Origin of the sequence: Ulvibacterium sp. (assembly GCF_965248315.1) — a bacterium.
In the GTDB taxonomy this organism is placed as follows: Bacteria; Bacteroidota; Bacteroidia; order Flavobacteriales; family Flavobacteriaceae; genus Ulvibacterium.
This window is the reverse complement of record NZ_CBDFIX010000002.1, coordinates 2288567-2307475: the sequence shown is the minus strand read 5'-3', so window position 1 is coordinate 2307475 and position 18909 is coordinate 2288567. Positions and strand designations below refer to the sequence as shown.

The 18909-nt window shown below is 39.8% G+C and carries 17 protein-coding genes; 13 read left to right on the top strand and 4 right to left on the bottom strand.

Features of this window, described 5'->3' with window-relative positions; genetic code table 11:
* Positions 1-100: 100 nt before the first annotated feature.
* Positions 101-691, bottom strand: coding sequence for a peptide deformylase (gene def / locus ACP2AF_RS11560; RefSeq protein WP_425236311.1), 591 nt, complete (start codon positions 689-691; stop codon positions 101-103).
* The gene (gene ruvX / locus ACP2AF_RS11555; RefSeq protein ID WP_425236310.1) at positions 688-1101 is read right to left on the bottom strand and encodes a Holliday junction resolvase RuvX; all 414 of its coding nucleotides are present in this window, start codon (positions 1099-1101) and stop codon (positions 688-690) included. Before ruvX ends, def begins: the two co-directional genes overlap by 4 nt.
* 103 nt (positions 1102-1204) lie before the next feature.
* On the opposite strand from ruvX, the gene ACP2AF_RS11550 reads away from it, so the two are divergent.
* Entirely contained in the window at positions 1205-2020 is an 816-nt protein-coding gene (locus ACP2AF_RS11550; RefSeq protein WP_425236309.1) for a 2,3,4,5-tetrahydropyridine-2,6-dicarboxylate N-succinyltransferase, read from the top strand.
* Between the two features lie 103 nt (positions 2021-2123).
* Positions 2124-2918 carry a glycosyltransferase family 2 protein gene (locus ACP2AF_RS11545; RefSeq protein WP_425236308.1) on the top strand — a complete coding sequence of 265 codons (795 nt, stop codon included), beginning with the start codon at positions 2124-2126 and terminating at the stop codon, positions 2916-2918.
* Here the strand turns inward: ACP2AF_RS11545 and ACP2AF_RS11540 are convergent.
* Positions 2900-3736, bottom strand: a complete 837-nt coding sequence (locus tag ACP2AF_RS11540) for a glycosyltransferase family 2 protein (protein WP_425236307.1) — start codon at positions 3734-3736, stop codon at positions 2900-2902. The genes ACP2AF_RS11545 and ACP2AF_RS11540 overlap by 19 nt on opposite strands.
* 18 nt (positions 3737-3754) lie before the next feature.
* Between ACP2AF_RS11540 and ACP2AF_RS11535 the strand changes: the two genes are divergently transcribed.
* From ACP2AF_RS11535 to ACP2AF_RS11505, 7 genes are all read left to right on the top strand, one after another.
* Entirely contained in the window at positions 3755-4834 is a 1080-nt protein-coding gene (locus ACP2AF_RS11535) for a glycosyltransferase family 52 (RefSeq protein ID WP_425236306.1), read from the top strand.
* Between the two features lie 8 nt (positions 4835-4842).
* Positions 4843-6012, top strand: coding sequence for a cytidylyltransferase domain-containing protein (locus tag ACP2AF_RS11530; RefSeq protein WP_425236305.1), 1170 nt, complete (start codon positions 4843-4845; stop codon positions 6010-6012).
* Complete coding sequence (locus ACP2AF_RS11525) at positions 6002-6871, top strand: N-acetylneuraminate synthase family protein (RefSeq protein ID WP_425236304.1); 870 nt, start codon at positions 6002-6004, stop codon at positions 6869-6871. Before ACP2AF_RS11530 ends, ACP2AF_RS11525 begins: the two co-directional genes overlap by 11 nt.
* 130 nt (positions 6872-7001) lie before the next feature.
* Complete coding sequence (locus ACP2AF_RS11520; protein WP_425236303.1) at positions 7002-8429, top strand: CCA tRNA nucleotidyltransferase; 1428 nt, start codon at positions 7002-7004, stop codon at positions 8427-8429.
* 70 nt (positions 8430-8499) lie between these two features.
* Entirely contained in the window at positions 8500-9531 is a 1032-nt protein-coding gene (locus tag ACP2AF_RS11515) for a COX15/CtaA family protein (RefSeq protein ID WP_425236302.1), read from the top strand.
* Positions 9532-9559: 28 nt separating this feature from the next.
* Positions 9560-10054 carry an IS1096 element passenger TnpR family protein gene (locus tag ACP2AF_RS11510; protein ID WP_425236301.1) on the top strand — a complete coding sequence of 165 codons (495 nt, stop codon included), beginning with the start codon at positions 9560-9562 and terminating at the stop codon, positions 10052-10054.
* 82 nt (positions 10055-10136) lie between these two features.
* Positions 10137-11195 (top strand): nucleoid-associated protein, encoded by a 1059-nt coding sequence (locus ACP2AF_RS11505; protein ID WP_425236300.1) that lies wholly within the window; start codon positions 10137-10139, stop codon positions 11193-11195.
* 235 nt (positions 11196-11430) lie between these two features.
* On the opposite strand, the gene ACP2AF_RS11500 is transcribed toward ACP2AF_RS11505, so the two are convergent.
* Positions 11431-12516, bottom strand: a complete 1086-nt coding sequence (locus ACP2AF_RS11500; RefSeq protein WP_425236299.1) for a hypothetical protein — start codon at positions 12514-12516, stop codon at positions 11431-11433.
* Positions 12517-12607: 91 nt separating this feature from the next.
* Between ACP2AF_RS11500 and ACP2AF_RS11495 the strand changes: the two genes are divergently transcribed.
* The 4 genes from ACP2AF_RS11495 (at position 12608) to ACP2AF_RS11480 (ending at position 18894) form a co-directional block, all read left to right on the top strand.
* Positions 12608-13510 (top strand): ABC transporter ATP-binding protein, encoded by a 903-nt coding sequence (locus ACP2AF_RS11495; protein ID WP_425236298.1) that lies wholly within the window; start codon positions 12608-12610, stop codon positions 13508-13510.
* 8 nt (positions 13511-13518) lie between these two features.
* Complete coding sequence (locus ACP2AF_RS11490) at positions 13519-14358, top strand: ABC transporter permease (protein WP_425236297.1); 840 nt, start codon at positions 13519-13521, stop codon at positions 14356-14358.
* Positions 14359-14384: 26 nt separating this feature from the next.
* Positions 14385-17099, top strand: coding sequence for a T9SS type B sorting domain-containing protein (locus tag ACP2AF_RS11485; RefSeq protein WP_425236296.1), 2715 nt, complete (start codon positions 14385-14387; stop codon positions 17097-17099).
* Between the two features lie 133 nt (positions 17100-17232).
* The gene (locus ACP2AF_RS11480) at positions 17233-18894 is read left to right on the top strand and encodes a T9SS type B sorting domain-containing protein (RefSeq protein WP_425236295.1); all 1662 of its coding nucleotides are present in this window, start codon (positions 17233-17235) and stop codon (positions 18892-18894) included.
* Positions 18895-18909: the final 15 nt, after the last annotated feature.

The window sequence follows — 18909 nt, the reverse complement described above, 5'->3', positions numbered from 1 at the left end:
CTAATTCCATATTTGTGTTTTTATCAAAACCAAAAATAGGAACCCAAGTTTATAAGCAAGCTAAACAAAAAAGAGTCTTTTGATACCAGAGGCTTCAAATTTAACGTCCTTTTTTTAGATTGGGAAAACGCATGCGATAGTCCACCTCAATCTTACCTTTGGAAATATTGTTCAACCTCCCTTTCAGCAATCGTTTTTTCAAAGGTGAAAGCTTGTCGGTAAAGAGAATACCTTCTATATGATCATATTCATGCTGAATAACTCGGGCTAAAAGTCCATCATAGGTTTCTGTATGTTCTTTAAAATTTTCGTCCAAATAAGAAACGGTAATTGTATCCATGCGCTTTATGTCCTCGCGGATATCAGGAATGCTTAGGCAACCTTCGTTAAAAGTCCATTCCTCCCCTACTTCCTTCTCTATTTTGGCATTGATAAAGGCCTTTTTGAAGCCGTTCAACTTTTTTCGTTCTTCTTCCGAGAGCTCTTCATCATCCGCAAATGGGGTGGTATCCACCAAAAAAAGGCGAATGGGCAACCCTATTTGTGGTGCGGCCAAACCCACACCGTTGGCGTTATACATGGTCTCCCACATATTGGCCAAGAGTTCATCCAATTGGGGATATTGTTTGTTTATTTCCTTGCCCACCTTTCGTAAAACTGGGTCGCCATAGGCTACTATAGGTAAAGTCATTGCTTTCTTTTTAAATAGTCCTGTAGGATTAGGGTTGCACTTATTTCATCTACCAAAGCTTTGTTCCTACGTTGTTTTTTCTTCAATCCTGAATCGATCATGGTTCGAAAAGCTATTTTTGAGGTAAAACGCTCGTCTTGCCGGTCTACGGGTATTTCAGGAAATTTCAAGGACAACCGCTTTAAGAAAGGCCTTATCAATTCTTCTATTTCAGAAGGCGTATTATCCATTTGTTTAGGTTCGCCTACAATAATTTGATCTACCGTTTCATTCCGCAAATACTCCGTAAGAAAAGCAAATAATTCATGTGTAGGCACAGTTGTTAAGCCAGAAGCGATCAACTTTAATTCATCGGTAACGGCAATGCCCGTTTTCTTTTTTCCATAATCTAGTGCCAAAAATCGTCCCAATCCTAAATTTTTGGCAAAAATAATTCATTATACGTAATAACGGCACATAAGGATGGATGAATTGAACAATGACCTGTATATTTGATAAAATTTTAAACAACCAATGACCGAATTGAGACAAATAATCGAAAATGCATGGGAAAACCGGGAACTTCTCAAACAATCTGGCACCCAAGATGCCATTCGCAAGCTTATAGATCACATTGATGAAGGAAAACTGCGTTGTGCAGAACCTACAAAGGATGGGTGGCAAATTAATGAATGGGTAAAAAAGGGCGTAGTGCTCTATTTCCCTATACAAAAAATGGAGGTTTTGGAAGCAGGTATTTTTGAATATCACGATAAAATTCCATTAAAACGAGGGTATCAAGAAAAGGGTATACGAGTAGTGCCCCACGCCGTGGCCAGACATGGCGCCTATATTTCTCCGGGAACCATCTTAATGCCCAGTTATGTGAATATCGGGGCATATGTGGATCAAGGCACCATGGTAGATACCTGGGCAACGGTTGGTAGCTGTGCCCAAATAGGGAAAAATGTGCATTTAAGTGGCGGTGTCGGTATTGGAGGTGTTCTGGAACCTTTGCAAGCGGCCCCTGTCATAATTGAGGATAATGCGTTCATCGGTTCACGATGTATTGTGGTTGAAGGGGTCCGGGTGGAAAGTGAGGCCGTTTTGGGAGCCAATGTAGTCCTTACCGCTTCTACCAAAATCATTGATGTTACCGGGGATACACCTTTGGAAACCAAAGGTAGGGTTCCTGCGCGTTCAGTTGTTATACCAGGGAGCTACACAAAGAAGTTCAACGCAGGGGATTATCAAGTGCCATGTGCCCTAATTATCGGCACTAGAAAGGAAAGTACGAATAAAAAGACTTCTCTTAACGATGCGCTTAGGGAGTATGATGTAGCTGTGTAGAAGAATATTTGTAGGAAATTTACAGGGTAATATACTATTTTCCATTTTTTTTAGTTATAAATTTGTTTATAGAATTGAATATACCTGCTTAACACAATTTGTTATGACCCCCCCCAAAGAAAAGATATCAGCACTGATAATTGCCTATAACGAAATTGGTTATATTGAAAGATGTATAGACTCCATATCGTTTGCCGATGAGATTATAGTGGTAGATTCCTATAGTACGGATGGTACATATGAATTTTTGCAAAATCATCCCAAAGTCAGGGTCATTCAACATCCCTTTTCCAACTTTACCTTGCAAAAATCTTTTGCCTTGAAGCAGGCTTCCTATGATTGGATATTGTTTTTGGATGCAGACGAGGTGGTTTCCTCAGAACTGAAATTGGAGATAATTGATACGGTGAATGGCGATATGGACCATGCGGCATATTGGTTCTATAGAAAATTTATGTTTCAGGATAGTCCATTACACTTTAGTGGATGGCAAACAGATAAAAATTATAGGCTATTTCGGAAAAGCAAAGCCCGGTTTTCCGATAAAAAAATAGTTCATGAGACATTGGTAGTAGATGGCACATGTGGTATCCTTAAGGAAAAATTGACCCATTATTGCTACAAGAATTATGAAGATTACAAGGCAAAAATGCTAAAATATGGGCGTCTAAAAGCAAAAGAGGATTTTTATAGGGAGCGAAAATTTAGCTTTTTTTCACTAATCGTTAAGCCTTTATGGAAGTTTTTTAATCACTACTTTCTTCGTTTAGGTATTCTGGACGGTAAAAATGGAATTACCATTTGCTACCTTAACGCCTTGAGCGATTTGGAAAGGTATCGCGAGCTTAAAAAACTGGAGAAAAAGAACGAACTGGCATACTACTTGGTAATGCCATAATAGGTCCACACACTTTTTTTCTGTCTTACTTCCTTACGGATTACTTGATTCTTGGCAATAGCCTCCGGAGTTCTATACCCCCGTTCATGATCCAAATGAACACAGACTGCACTATAGCGCAATTGCTTTGATCGGACCCCGAAATTAAAGAGACGTTCCCCAAATTCACGATCTTCACCTCCATATTGCATCCGCTCGTCAAATCCGTTTACATTAAGAATATCTTTTTTCCATCCGGAAGAGTTATGACCGTTCCAACTGGCATTGGTGGGTGTAAACGTATTGAACAATGTAGAGATAAAACCCCTAGCCGTTAGTTTGTTGTTCTTGAATGTCTTTGGGATACCTTTATCCTTAAGCCATTGAATATTAAAACAATTCTGTACTTCAATGTCTTTCAGGGTTATTGCCTTTGAAATATTCATGGGCAACATGTAATACCCACCGGATATAAAATAACCCGGTTCCTTGTTGATGTAATGTACCTGAACAAAATCTTCACGTGGAATACAGTCCCCATCCGTCATAATGATATATTCGGTCTTACTTGCTTGGATGGCCTTGTTGAGAATCCTACATTTTTGAAAGCCATCATCCTCCTGCCATACATGATGTATTGGGTAACTGGCCTTTTCCTCCATTTCGGCCAAAAGCTCCCGGGTTTCTGCACCGGAACCGTCATCGGCTATAATAACCTCAAAATCCTTATAGGTCTGACATTGAAAGCCCCAAAGGACCTTTTTGAGCCATTCTGGTTTATTATAGGTACTTATGATTACACTGACCGTGCTCAAGCTATTTTCCTTAAATTTGTCCAACTTTACAAATGTAGTTTTTTGAGTTCCATCTCCAATATAAATCCAAAAAATTCTGTACGCCGTACCTACGTAGGATCCACCATCTACCACATATACCTTTCCATATTACATATTATCCGAGATTCGGGATATGAATCCAACAACTGCGGAAATAATCTTTTGTTCCTAGTGGAAAGCACACCCATGATAGAGACTCTGATTCCTAATCTCAAAAAGCGGTTTTTTCGAGATGTCCAGATAATCTCAGAGCGCAAGGATCACGTAGCTGATTTAGGTAAATTTGATTACTCCTTTCGTCGAAAGAAAAAATTAGCTCCCTATTTGGAAGGAAAGTATCCTTCTTTAATAAAAGAAAAAGAATTCATCTATTCATCGGATATTTATCTCTGTGATACGGATTCTTCCAAAAGCTATTTTTTATATGAGTTTGGCAAGAAGGAAATCAACATGATCGAGGACGGTGCGAGAACCTATAGTCAGCGACATAGTTTTTTTGAACAGCTGATAAAGCGATACCTAACGAACACTCCGATTGGCGGTGGCTTCGATAAGGAAGTGAAGACTATTTTTGCCCAATTTCCCAATAGGCTACCCCAACCTCTACAAAAAAAGGCTGTGGAGCTTAACATTAAAAAAGAGACGGCGAAATTGGACGAAACGACAAAAAATGAAATTTTTGAAGTATTTCTTCCCAAGGATACATTTAAAATAGAAGGGCAAAACAACGCTTTGATTCTTAGCCAGCCCATTTCCGAGGACAAGGTCATTAAAAATGAGTCGGAAAAAATAAAAATCTACTCGGATGTAATCGCCAAAGTGCCAAAAAATATGACCGTTGTACTAAAAGTACATCCTAGGGAAACAACAAGGTACGAGGAACATTTTACCGATATTGTTATCCTTCCCGCACTATTCCCCATTGAAATTTTAGGGCTTAGAAAAGGATTTTATTTTGAACAAGGGTATACCCTTTTCTCCACTGCACTTTCCAATTTGGAAATCGTGAAGGAGCGATTTTTTCTGGGTAAGGATTATTTAGATAAATTTACAGTTAAGGCTACCCGGAATTTAATAGAAAACATGGTCGTGGACCAATAAATAAGCATATGTCTAAATCGATAGGATTCATTCCACTCAGAAAAAACTCCAAAGGTATTCCGGGCAAAAACAAGAAAAAATTGCTGGGCAGGCCTTTGTTTACCTGGGTGCTTACAGAGGCCATTTTTTCCAACTTGGACGAGGTTTTTATTTTCACAGATGATTTGGAAATCATTGATTATGTGAACACCCATTTTAATTGGTCGACCAAGGTGAAGTGTCTCGAACGTTCTTCGGAAAATGCCTCGGACACCTCTTCAACGGAAGCGGCCATGCTGGAATTTTGCGACAAGGTAGAAACGAATTTTGATATTTTCTGCCTGCTACAAGCCACATCGCCCTTGACCCAAAGAACGGATATTAACAGGGGATTGGAAAAATTGAAAAAAGAAAAATTAGATGCTGTTCTAAGTGTTGTAAATACGCACAGGTTTACATGGTCAAAAGGTGGAAAACCTCTGAACTACGATTTCCGTAGTCGTCCTCGTAGGCAAGATTTTGAAGGTCTACTCATAGAAAACGGAGCACTCTATTGCTCCACTAAACCCGCTTTATTGGCCTCTAAGAATCGATTAAGTGGAGAAATTGGCATTATAGAAATGTCCGAGGATACATTGGTAGAAATCGATTCGGAAACCGATTGGCAAGTTGTAGAACAATTATTGATTTCCAACTTTAAGCAAAACAAATCCACACAACGTATCAATTATGTGATTTTGGATGTAGACGGGGTATTTACAGATGGACGTGTGACGTTCAATAGCGACGGGGAATTCTCCAAAGTGTTTGACATGCGGGACGGCATGGGGCTTGAAATATTGAGACAGCATAAGGTAAAAGTCATGGTAATGACATCCGAAAACTCGGAAGTTGTGGCACAACGCATGAAAAAATTAAAAATAAAGGATGTCTTTCTCGGGATCAAGGACAAGTATTCCTGTTTGGAGGATATTTGTGCAGAACGGAACATTTCCCCTAAAGAAATTGCTTATATCGGAGATGATGTGAACGATCTTAGCAATATGCTAAGGGCAGGTTGGTCCCTTTGTCCCTCCAATGCCACCAAACCCATTCAATTCCATGCGGACATCGTTTTGAAGAGCAAATCGGCTGAAGGCGCAATCCGTGAAGCTTCCGAATTTATCATCAATTATAATCTAAGATTTAATGACCTATAAAGAACCCTATATCATAGCTGAAATTGGTTGTAACCATAAAGGCGATATGAAAATTGCCAAAGAACTTATTAATATGGCCAAGATTTTTGGCAATGCCAATGCAGTAAAGTTTCAAAAAAGAAACAATCGAGAGCTTCTTACCGAGGAGCAATACAACGCGCCGCACCCAAATCCAATAAATTCCTATGGGGAAACCTATGGCGCACACCGGGAGTTTTTGGAATTTGATGTAGACCAGCACCGCGAACTTAAGGATTATTGTGAAGAGGTGGGCATTACGTATTCTACCTCAGTCTGGGAAACTATTTCCGCCCAGGAAATGGCCAGTCTGGAACCGAACTTTATCAAGATTCCATCGGCCTGTAATAACAATTATGAAATGCTTGGCTGGTTGTGTGAAAACTACCACGGTGAAATCCATATCTCTACGGGTATGACTACCAAGGATGAGATTGAGAAACTTGTTGTTTTTTTTGAAGAACACGGCCGGGGGAAAGATTTGGTGGTATATAACTGCACTTCTGGTTATCCGGTTCCTTTTGAGGATATCTGTTTATTGGATATTTTGAAACTTCGGGACAAATATGAGGATAAGGTAAAAAGTATTGGGTTCTCGGGACATCATTTGGGTATTGCCGTGGATGTAGCGGCCTTCACTTTAGGAGCCCATGTCATTGAGCGGCATTTTACGTTGGACCGGACTTGGAAAGGTACAGATCATGCAGCATCCTTGGAACCTATGGGATTGCGGAAATTATGTCGCGATTTAAGGGCTACACATAAAGCATTGACCTACAAAAAAAAGGACATCCTAGATATTGAAAAAGTACAAAGGGATAAGTTGAAATATCAAAAATAGCAGGTTTTCCTTCGATTCGGGTAATATTGCTTTATCTCAGTTTTAAATAAAGATGTATTGTCCCTTGCCTAACATAAACAATTTTTAATTCTTTAACCTATCCCATAAAGCCCTAGGAAATAGTATTAAAATGCAAGAACAAGACCATAGAAAGGCACTTTTAGACCCAATATTTACGATAATTGCCAACTCTGCTAAAGAACTCGGCATGGATACCTACGTTATCGGTGGTTTTGTGCGCGATTATCTAATGGATAGGGGAACTCCTAAGGATATTGATGTTGTCGCCGTTGGAAGTGGAATAGAACTTGCCAGAAAAGTAGCTTCCAACCTCCCTGGAAAACCAAAAATTTCCGTTTTTAAGAATTTCGGTACGGCTATGATCAACCATACAGGTCTGGAATTGGAATTTGTGGGTGCACGAAAAGAAAGTTATCATAGGGATAGCCGAAAACCGATGGTTGAAGATGGGACCTTGGAAGAGGATCAAAAGCGTAGGGATTTTACCATCAACGCCCTGGCCCTATCCCTGAATAAGGCAGATTATGGTATTTTACTCGACCCGTTCGATGGGTTGGGCGATCTAAACAGAAAATTGATTCGAACTCCTTTGGAACCAAATATTACCTATTCCGATGATCCCCTACGCATGATGCGGGCCATTCGATTTGCTACGCAATTGGGATTCAAAATTCATAACGAATCACTTCAAGCGATTACAGAAAACAAACAGCGCATTAAAATCATATCCAAGGAACGCATTGTTGATGAGCTCCACAAAATCTTGGGAAGTGCCAAGCCATCAGTAGGTTTTGCCTTAATGCATAAAACCGGTCTTCTTCCGTACATCTTACCAGAACTCAAGGCTTTGCAAGGTATTGAGGAGATCGAAGGCCAACGCCATAAGGATAACTTTTGGCATACCCTGGAAGTGGTAGATAACATAGCCAAGACTACGGAGAATGTTTGGTTGCGCTGGGCGGCCTTGCTTCACGATATTGGAAAAGCGCCAACGAAGAGATTTCATAAAAAAATTGGATGGACCTTTCATGGCCATGAGTTTGTAGGTTCCAAAATGGTGTACACGCTTTTTAAAAGGCTTCATATGCCCCTAAATGAAAAAATGAAGTTTGTACAAAAAATGGTGCGAATGAGTTCTAGACCTATTATACTTTCCGAAGATTTTGTAACAGATTCCGCGGTCCGTAGGCTCATTTTCGATGCAGGAGATCATGTAGAAGATTTGATGACCCTCTGTGAGGCTGATATAACAACCAAAAACCCAAGGAAGCAACAAAAATATAAGCGCAATTTTAAGCTGGTACGTCAAAAAATTGAGGAAGTAGAGGAACGTGACCATATTCGCAATTTTCAACCTCCCATCAGCGGAGAAGAAATTATGAAGACCTTTAACCTAAAACCTTCCAGGGAAATCGGCATTTTAAAAGAGGCCATAAAGGAGGCCATCTTAGAGGGTGTTATTCCCAATGAATATAGTGCCGCTCAAAAATATATGCTTCAAAAAGGAGATGAGATGGGACTGATCGCAAAAATTTAAAGTATAAAATGTAGTTCTTATTCTTCTTACTGACTTAATTTTGCAACATATATAACGGGACATTCTTTCCATGCCAAAAAGTTTTAGAAAAATTGCCAAGGCTTCCCTGGTTTTGGTTTACCTCGTAATCATAGCAGGAGCTGTAGTGCGCATGACAGGCAGCGGTATGGGCTGTCCCGATTGGCCTAAATGTTTTGGATATTATATTCCGCCCACACAAGAGTCCGAATTGCAATGGCAAGCAGAAAAAGAATACAAAAAAGGGCAGGTAATCATTCGCAATGAAACTCTTTTAGTTGCAGAAATGGATTTTGTTACTTCCTCTATTTTCAAGCATAAAAACTGGACGGCTTATACCAAACATGATTACGCGGTTTTTAACCCCTGGCACACTTGGATAGAGTTTATTAACAGGCTTTTCGGGGCTCTAGCCGGCTTGGCAACCTTAATTCTTGCCTTGTTCTCCTTAAACTATTGGAAAAAAAACAAATGGATTACGATTTTTTCATGGCTCGTAGTATTCGGTATGGGATTTCAGGCATGGTTGGGTGCCACAGTGGTCTACTCCGTTTTGGAACCTGTTAAAATAACACTTCACATGATTATGGCCCTAATTATTGTTGCCATGCTGTTGTATGTGATACACCTATCAAAAAAAGAAATACATGAAACTATATACAACCGCACCATATTTACTTTTTTAACTGTTGCCCTTTTAATTACCATAGCACAGGTTGTGTTAGGTACCCAAGTCCGGCAGTTTGTAGACGAACAAATTGATTTGCTAGGGCAAAAACCATACTTATGGTTGCAAGATCCGTCGATTCAGTTCTACCTACATCGATCGTTTTCCATAGTTGTTGTATTGATCAATCTTTATTTAGTTCATCAGATCCATACATTAAAGTTGAACCTTGTTAAAATCAATTGGGTCCTAATTATTTTGTTGGCCGAAGTTGTAACGGGGATGGCCATGTATTATTGGGATTTCCCATTTGCCAGCCAGCCTCTCCATCTAGTACTGGCATCATTGCTTTTTGGGGTTCAGTTTTATTTGGTACTTGAAGCTTATAATTTCAAAAGAAGTCCCAAATCTTTGTAACTTTGCCTTCACCCAAAAGTGAAAGCGAATGATTTATAAAATCAGGATAATCCTAGATGCAAAGGAGGATATTTTCAGGGATTTAGAGATCAATGCAGAAAATACCCTGGAAGATTTTCACAATGCGATTACCCAATCATTTGGTTTTCTGGGCAGTGAAATGGCATCTTTCTACACTTGCGACGACAATTGGGCCCAAGATGAGGAAATAGCCCTTTTTGATATGGCGGAAAACGGCTCGGATGTTCGCCTAATGAACGAGACCTTTTTAGAAGACATCCTTACCGAAAAAACTCCAAAACTGATCTATGTATATGATTTTCTTAATATGTGGACCTTCTTTGTAGAATTGGCCGATATCGTTAAAAAAGAAGACGGACGATCGTATCCCAACCTTTTATTTAGTTTTGGGGAACTTCCCGAAAATCCGCCGGAGAAAAACTTTAAGTCCGATCCTAAATTTGATTTTGAGGATACTTTTGAAAATTATGATGACTTGGACTTCGACGAAAACTGGAACTAAAAATTGGGTCATCGCCAACCTTTTACCATTTACTTTTTGACATTTAGTCCTTGACCATTAACAAAAAACCATTACCCGAGTTATGTTAAATTTATACCCTACCCAAATTGAAAGTGTCTCCCTCCACAGCGTAGGCAACAAAAACAAGAATGAGAGCGTTTTTTTATCTGAGAAACCCCTTGTTTTGAACGATGAGACCAATGGTCTTTTAAAGGAATATTTCTTTAAACCGTTTCGGGAAAAGGAGGAAAACTATTTCAAATTGTCCCATGAGGTGGATACTGAATTCAATGAACTTTTTAAAATTGTCACAGAAGTTTTTGCCGATCAGGATAGCATTCATTTGAATTCCAAAAAAATCGCCACCCATCTCTTTGATCAGTCCAATCATCCCCATATAAAAAGTGGAGAGGTTTATGTAGCATATTTCACGGGTATTCTGTTGGACAACACCAAAGTAGATGCCGTTGGTATTTTCAAAAGTGAATTAAAACATGATTTTCTACAATTTAAGGAAAATGATGGTAATCTAGATATCGTTATTCAACAGGGAATCAATGTTAATAAGTTGGATAAAGGTTGTCTCATATTCAATGTAAACAAAGAAGAAGGGTACAAGGTCCTATCTGTGGATAGTAATCGATATGACACCAAATATTGGTTGGAGAACTTTTTGGGGGTTGATGTATTGGCCGATGAAAACTTCTATACCAAAAACTATTTGAAGTTTTGCCAGAATTTTGCCAAGGATGTTGTTTTGCCGGCAGAGGATAAACAACAGGAAGTTCTTTTTATGAACAAAGCCGTTAATCACTTTGCCAAAAACGATGCCTTCGAGGAATCCAATTTTTTAAATGAAGTTATGGAAAACCCGGAACTCATTCCAGAATTTAAACATTATAAGGTAGAAAAAGGACCAAAATACAGCATTGAGGATGTTTCTAATTTTGACATCGCCAACAAAGCGGTTTCCGATGTGCGGAAGAAGATAAAAAATGTCATTAATCTAGATACCAATATCCAAATAAAACTGGATTTCATCAATCCGGAATCCGCTGAAAAATTTGTTGAAAAAGGCTGGGATGAAGAACGACAAATGTACTACTACCTAGTTTATTTCAATAAGGAACAGAAGAGCTAGTACCTACTTGGAGATCGCAGTATCCAGTAGTTGCAGTTATTTTTCTTCTTGCATGGTATTACCGTAAAATGAATACGATTTTTTTTCATTCGGTCAGTTTACAAATACATAGGGAAAACTGTGTTAGCTGAATAGGAATATCGAGCATATTTCACTGTTTACTGTTTACTGCTTACTGCTTACTGCTTACTGCTTACTGCTTACTGCTTACTGCTTACTGCTTACTGCTTACTGCTTACTGAACATCGAACTTTTTTTCGATAATCTGTCTCATGCTCACATTTTCGTAATTGCGGCGTACAAAATTCAAGGCCAAATCCAATATCTCGCCCATGGTATTACATTGCCTAAAATCCTTATCCAGGACAAGCTCATAAATCTGTTCCTTTAGGAGATTTACATTTTCTTCTTTACTTATAATATCCGTTTTACAGGCATTCCGAAGTTTCTTTAAGCGATTTCCAGAACTTAGGATACGTTTGGCCACTATGGACCGCTCCTCTATTTTATACTGATCCACAGAATCTTGTAACAACTTCTTTTGGACCATTTCCACCATTACAAAATTCTCCTTAAAAAATTGGGGGAAGTATACCTTCAATTTACCTTCAAACGATTGCTGGTCAAAATCTATGGCCCTTATTTTGTATACCACATGGTCAAAATCGTGAACTGGCATTATCACATAGTTGTAGGAACGCATATCTCCCAATAACCGTATCATGCAGCGCTCATTGAATTTTACAAATTCCTTGGCCAATTGGGATTTCTCCGATTCTGTACAGTTGGGTAGCATATCCTTGATGAACACGTCGCCCGGAATCCCGGCTATATGTTCTTCTATAAGGGTATCCTTATGGACCAAAAAATTAAGATTGTACGGAGAAAGCATATGCTCCAATTCCAACCCGTAGATACGGGAAGCATCTGTTTTTTTTACATAGAAATAGGTGAAATTGTCATTTAGAATATTTCGTACCTTGATGCGAAAGGGTTTTGAATTCCCAAAAGTACAGTAGTCTACTGCATCCACATTGAGATATTGAAAAATCCGATCGCTACCATCCGAGTGTAGTATGGAATATACTTTTTTAAGGCTCAGGTCAATTTCCTCTCTTTCTGAATCCGAATAATATACACGTACCCACAAAGTGTCCTCGCCTTCGGCATCGTATACGGCCACAGAACCGGCAAAACGCAACAAATCCTCATAGAATATGGGGATTTCTATTTTGCGGTTATATTCCTCCAAATAAGCGTCCAGCTTTCCGCTGACCGGATAGGTGGGTTTCTTTTTGGACATCATTTTTTCATCCTCCATAATGCCTTTTTTACGTTTAATAGGATAGGACTGTAACAAAGTTAAGCTTTCCTCGTCAAGTTAACATAAACCATCCTAAAAGGCTTTTAATTTGGAGAAGATACTTACCGTAAATAAACTTACCAAGAAATTCGGCTATCTGACCGCCGTAAAAGACCTATCATTTTCAATTGAAAAAGGCAATGTATATGGTATTCTGGGACCCAATGGAAGTGGTAAATCCACTACTTTGGGCATTGTTCTCAACGTAGTAAATCGAACAAGTGGTGACTTCTCTTGGTTTGATGGGAACACATCTACCCATGAGGCACTTAAAAAAGTAGGTGCCATTATTGAACGGCCAAATTTTTACCCCTACATGACCGCGGTACAGAACCTTAAGCTGGTATGTAAGATCAAAGAGGTCTCCGAGGATAAAATAGAGGAGAAATTGGAACTTGTAGGATTGCTGGACCGAAAAAATAGTAAGTTCCGTGCTTATTCCTTGGGAATGAAGCAACGTTTGGCAATCGCTTCCGCCCTTCTTAACGATCCTGAAATCCTGATCTTGGATGAGCCCACCAATGGCCTAGACCCTCAAGGTATTCATCAAATCAGGGAAATAATTAAGAAAATTGCGTCCAAGGGCACTACTATTTTATTAGCATCGCATTTGCTGGACGAAGTAGAAAAGGTATGTAGCCATGTAGTCATTCTGAGAAAGGGCGAAAAACTCTATTCCGGCCGCGTGGACGGAATGTTAGCTAGTTATGGTTTCTTTGAACTGAAATTCAATGACATGGATAAATTGAAATCTATTTTAGAGGATAATTCCAGTTTTGGAGAGATTAAAATAGACAACGGACTACTAACGGCATTCCTCAAAGAAGAGATGAATGCGGAAGTACTGAACAGATTTCTATTTGAAAAGGGGATTGTTCTCTCCCATCTCGTGAAAAGAAAAGAGAGCCTTGAAGAGCAATTCCTTACCCTTACCAAATCCCAAAACAACTAGACATAGTTATGATCCGATTACTTCAAATAGAATTTATAAAGCTCTGGAATAACAGATCTAGTAGAGTACTGGTGTTTTCCTACTTCATCTTGGTGACCTCAATAGCCCTTGTGTCGATGATTAAATTCGATTTTGGGGACATACATTTTCAATTGGCCGATCAGGGTATTTTTAATTTCCCGTATATCTGGCATTTCAACTCCTATTTTGTGGCTTGGCTTAAGCTCTTTTTGGCAATCGTTATTGTTTCTATGATGGCCAATGAATATAGCAATAAGACCATTAAACAAAATCTTATAGACGGTCTGTCAAAAAAAGAGTTTGTCCTCTCCAAATTTCTGATGGTTATCGCATTTGCCCTCATTTCGACCTTATTTTTATTTGTAGTATCCTTAATTTTGGGACTTATCTATTCAGACTACAATGAAGTTGCTATCATATTTTCGGATCTTGAGTTTGTAGTAGCATATTTCCTCAAACTTGTAGGGTTCTTTTCTTTTTGTCTTTTTCTAGGTGTTCTGATCAAACGTTCGGCCTTTGCTTTAGGGTTTTTATTTATTTGGCAAATTGTTGAAGGTGTAGCTACTATAATTTGCGAAAGACAGCTTTTTGGCACTAAAAACGGAGTAGCGGACATGGTCATGGGATTCTTTCCGCTACAATCCATGTACAATTTAATCGACCAACCCATAACTCGGCTAAATGTAATACAGTCTACCGCAAAACAATTAGGGGCTAATTTGGAGAGCAACTATATGGTGCAGTGGTACGAAATGTTAATTGTGCTCGGCTGGACGGCAATTTTCATCTATTTATCCTATGCATTATTAAAAAAGCGTGATTTGTAGTATCTTGTAGTGTTTCGGGAAACGCTATGAACAAGACGATTACATTCCTCCTATGGTTAGGGATAATATTTCCTGTCTTCATTTTTGGGCAAGGCGAAACCTCCAACTGGTATTTTGGGAATGGTGCCGGTATTGTATTCAACAATGATGGAAGCGTATCCCCAATAACTGATGGTAAGCTCGAAACTTTTGAAGGATGTGCCACCATTTCCGATAGTTCTGGAAATTTACTTTTTTACACGGATGGTATTACGGTATATGACTGGACACATTCGGTCATGGAAAATGGAAGAGGACTATATGGCGATCCTTCCAGCACCCAGTCTGCCCTTATAGTGCCAGCCCCTTCTAGCCCGGATATATTTTACATCTTTACCGTTGACACCTCTACTTTTGAAAATGATCCCGACAACGGATTAAACTATTCCATCGTGGATATTTCCCGAAATAACGGAAATGGTGCTATTGTTGAAAAGAATATAAATCTTCTTAAAGATTGCTCTGAAAAAATTACCGCGGTGGTCAAAGAATGTTCAGACCAATCTATATGGTTGATGACTTTGGCCTCTGAGAACGGAACCACAGGATTTTTCAACACCTATCATGCCTTTGAGGTAAATGCCAACGGCGTAGTTACAAATCCCATCCGAACCACTTTTAGCGATCTACAAATTGAAGACCCCAGGGGTTACCTGAAATTTTCTTCGGATGGAACAAAAATGGCCAGTGCCCATATGAGATTTGGGCTCTATATCTACGATTTTGATGCAGAAACAGGAAAACTTTCAAATCAAAACCGAGTGAGTCTCCCCGCACCGGACAACAACCCTTATGGCATTGAATTCTCACCAAATGGGAAATACCTTTATGTACATGCATCCAACGACGTACAAGCCGCCCAAGGCCATACCTCCTCATTACTCCAATTGGATATGGAAGCAGGAGACATTTCCAGTTCGAGGGTGGTCCTGGATAGGAGGGAAGTTTATCGGGGAGCCCTTCAATTAGGGAGTAATGGTACTATTTATAGAACCCTATCAGAAAGTTATTTTAGGGGTTCTTCTTTTCTAGGGGTTATCCATAATCCTAATGGAGGAGGTCTCGGGGCAGAATACATTCACAATGCCATTACCCTAAATGGTAAAATAGGGACCCAAGGGCTTCCACCCTTTATACAATCTTTTTTCAACAAGATAGAACTGATTCAAAATGGGGATGGTACTACCAGTAGTTCACTGGATTTATGTGAGGGCGAGCCCTTTTTGTTGGAAACTGAAAATATCCCTGGAGCCATCTATACCTGGAAAAAGGATGGTGTGGTTTTTCAGAATCCAGGGGTAAATAGCTTTCAAATTGATACGGCCAACGAGACCCACTCTGGAAAATATAGTTTGGAAATTTTGTTGCCGGACCCCAAGGAATGCCCTATTTTGGGAGAATCCCTGATAAATGTACATCCCCTTCCACCCAACGACCCACTTACCCTTATACAATGTGAGGTAGATATGGAAAATTCAACCGATGGGATTACTACCACCAATTTAGGACAAGTGGAGCCTAACTCGGAATACACCTATACTTTTTTTGAAACCATTCAAGATAGGGATACGGACAATCCTATCCCAGATCGCGAAAGGTTTGTTAACACCCAGGCATTTAATCAAACCCTATACTACAAAGTTACCAGCGCTTTGGGGTGTGAAAGTTTTGGGGAGCTGCAACTTCGGATACAATCGGTAGATTTGGACGAATCGGCACAGATGACCCATTATGCCTGCGATGATGATCCTGGGGATGAAATTCTTAAGGGGACCTTTGATCTTGAAAGTTTTGGGAGAAGTAATTACCCTCAAAATGAGGTAGTGTTCTATGGGAATTTAGAAGATGTGACCTTGGAGCAGAACCCACTGCCCAACATCCATATCACGGAACCTACAGTAATCTTTGCCCGTCTGGAAAATTTGAATCAATGTGAGGATATCCTGCAAATTCAATTGCAGGTAAATCCATCACCAAACTTTAGCTTACCACCGGTCCATCTTCTTTGTACGGACAATCCAAACTTAAGTATAACGGGACCCGATGGATTTGATACCTATACTTGGTTTAAAGAAGAAGGGGATTTCCAAGAAGTAGTTTCCGATAATCAACAAATTGATATTCTGGAAATTGGGAACTATGTTTTGGAGGTAGGATATGTTTATGAGGTAGATGGGGAAACCCAAATCTGTACTAATCAAAAAGGCTTTGCAGTACTGCCCTCCAATAAAGCCGTAGTAGAAGATATTCTGATTGAGGACATATCAGAAAACAACACCGTTCAAATTATGGTTTCCGGGGATGGTGACTATGAGTTTTCCATGGATGAAGCCCCATTTCAGGATGAGGCCTTCTTTGAAGATGTGGCCCCTGGATTTAGAACCATTTCCATAAGGGATAAAAATGGCTGTGGGAGCATTGAAGAGCTGGTTTCGGTTATAGGATACCCAAAGTTTTTTACCCCTAATGGCGATGGCATCAACGATATTTGGCAGATTATTGGGGTGGATAATCGCTTTCAGACCAATACTCTAGTAACCATATTTAACAGATATGGAAAAAAAGTGGCTCAAATAGTACCTAATGATAGTGGGTGGAACGGCACGTACAATGCCGAAGCATTACCCGCTTCAGATTATTGGTTCAGTGCCATTCTAGAGGATGGAAGAGAATTTAAGGGCCATTTTGCCTTAAAAAGATGAATGGAACAAAATGCGGTGTTATAACAGCAATGGAATTAATGGAAGTTGAATACTAAAAGTGCTCAAAAAAATCTTACATATATCGTTCATCATACTTGGAGGACTCAGCATCCAAGCACAATTGACATGTCCAATGTTAACAGATCCCATGGATGGGGATAGTAGTGTACCCGTGAATACGAGTATTTCTTGGAACCCGGTAGATGGGATTACCAGCTATTTAATTAGTATCGGTACAACACCAGGAGGAGGAGATATCTTGGATCGTGCCGGTGTGGGAATAGATACGACATATCAACCTCCTTTTGGACTTCCCGAAAACACTACGATTTATGTAACCATTACCCTCTTTTTGTTTGATGCTGCCGATGTTATCTGTAGTGTTGGTTCCTTTAGAACGGAGGATGTAACCATACCGCCTCCTTGCACCACATTGGAGTTTCCCGTGGATGGGGCAACCGAGGTTGATATCGGCACACAACTATCTTGGAACTATGCACCCCGTTCCACTGGATATAGACTTATTTTAGGCACATCTCCAGGTGGGAATGACATTCTTGATGAGACTATTATGACCTCCGTCAATTTTGACCCTCCTGGTGACCTGCCCTTTAATACTGAAATCTTTGTTAGAATACTACCATTTAATGAAAATGGCCCGGCCACAGGTTCATGTCCGGACTATAGCTTTACCACCGGCTCTGTTTCGGAAATACCGGATTGCACCACATTGACCAATCCATTGGACGGAACTATCAACGTTCCCTTGGCATCTACTTTGGAATGGGAGGAAGCACCCGGTGCCGAGGGCTATCGCGTTTCCATAGGGACCTCTCCCACTTCCAATGATATTTTGGATAATGGCCTTTTCAGCGGCACCACGGCAGAACTATTGGATTTCTTGCCCAGAAGGACTTTTTTCGTGACCATAGTCCCTTTTAATGATGGAGGTGATGCCATAGGGTGTGTTCAAGAATCATTTTCCACCATTTTAGGTTGCGACCCTTTTATCGATTCCGTTACCGGGGAACTCATCTCCTTTAGTCCACAAATAGATTTCCCAGATGTCATTTCTCTATGTTTAAATGATGGTTCTGTAAGAATTATGTCCAATGATCAAGCGGATAGTTACCGTTGGTATAGACTAAACGCAGACGATACGGAAACTCTTATTTCACAAACATCGGAAGTAAGCTTTTCCCAAGAAGGTAATTATCGCTATGAAATTTCCAATTTGGTTTCACAACCTGGTACCGTTTTTGAATGTTCAAGTTCAAAGGAGTTTGCGGTAATCTCCTCCGAGATTCCCAACATATCCAATATTAATGTCACGGAGCAGACGAGTGGATTGCGCATTATAGTACAAACCGAGGGCATAGGTGACTATGAATTTGCATTGGACTCCAATGGCCCCTTTCAGAATAGTAATATTTTTGAAAACCTCCCTCAAGGTTTTTACTCCATCTTTGTAAGGGACAAAAATGGGTGTGGAGTGGCCGAAGGCAGCTCCAACAATGGGCTCAGCTTAGATGATTTTCCAAAATTCTTTACCCCGAATGGAGATGGTATCAACGATTTTTGGCAGTACGATCCTTCAATTGATATAGGAGGAATCGATTTACAATCTATTTATATTTTTAATCGCTTGGGAGCTTTACTGACCCGAATAGACCCAAAATCCCAAGGTTGGGATGGAAATTTGGACGGAATACCCCTTCCGTCATCCGATTATTGGTTCAAAGCTAAATCAATTGACCATGGAGAAGTAAATGGGCATTTTACACTTAAACGATAAACTTGTACTGACAAG

Bases quoted from the DNA above. Each gene is read 5' to 3' on its own strand.
- ACP2AF_RS11510 (WP_425236301.1), top strand. From the start codon at position 9,560: ATGATTTATAAAATCAGGATAATCCTAGATGCAAAGGAGGATATTTTC.
- ACP2AF_RS11480 (WP_425236295.1), top strand. From the start codon at position 17,233: ATGTTAACAGATCCCATGGATGGGGATAGTAGTGTACCCGTGAATACG.
- ACP2AF_RS11500 (WP_425236299.1), bottom strand. From the start codon at position 12,516: ATGGAGGATGAAAAAATGATGTCCAAAAAGAAACCCACCTATCCGGTC.
- ACP2AF_RS11520 (WP_425236303.1), top strand. From the start codon at position 7,002: ATGCAAGAACAAGACCATAGAAAGGCACTTTTAGACCCAATATTTACG.
- ACP2AF_RS11515 (WP_425236302.1), top strand. From the start codon at position 8,500: ATGCCAAAAAGTTTTAGAAAAATTGCCAAGGCTTCCCTGGTTTTGGTT.
- ACP2AF_RS11545 (WP_425236308.1), top strand. From the start codon at position 2,124: ATGACCCCCCCCAAAGAAAAGATATCAGCACTGATAATTGCCTATAAC.
- ACP2AF_RS11525 (WP_425236304.1), top strand. From the start codon at position 6,002: ATGACCTATAAAGAACCCTATATCATAGCTGAAATTGGTTGTAACCAT.
- ACP2AF_RS11550 (WP_425236309.1), top strand. From the start codon at position 1,205: ATGACCGAATTGAGACAAATAATCGAAAATGCATGGGAAAACCGGGAA.
- ACP2AF_RS11490 (WP_425236297.1), top strand. From the start codon at position 13,519: ATGATCCGATTACTTCAAATAGAATTTATAAAGCTCTGGAATAACAGA.
- def (WP_425236311.1), bottom strand. From the start codon at position 691: ATGACTTTACCTATAGTAGCCTATGGCGACCCAGTTTTACGAAAGGTG.
- ACP2AF_RS11530 (WP_425236305.1), top strand. From the start codon at position 4,843: ATGTCTAAATCGATAGGATTCATTCCACTCAGAAAAAACTCCAAAGGT.
- ACP2AF_RS11485 (WP_425236296.1), top strand. From the start codon at position 14,385: ATGAACAAGACGATTACATTCCTCCTATGGTTAGGGATAATATTTCCT.
- ACP2AF_RS11505 (WP_425236300.1), top strand. From the start codon at position 10,137: ATGTTAAATTTATACCCTACCCAAATTGAAAGTGTCTCCCTCCACAGC.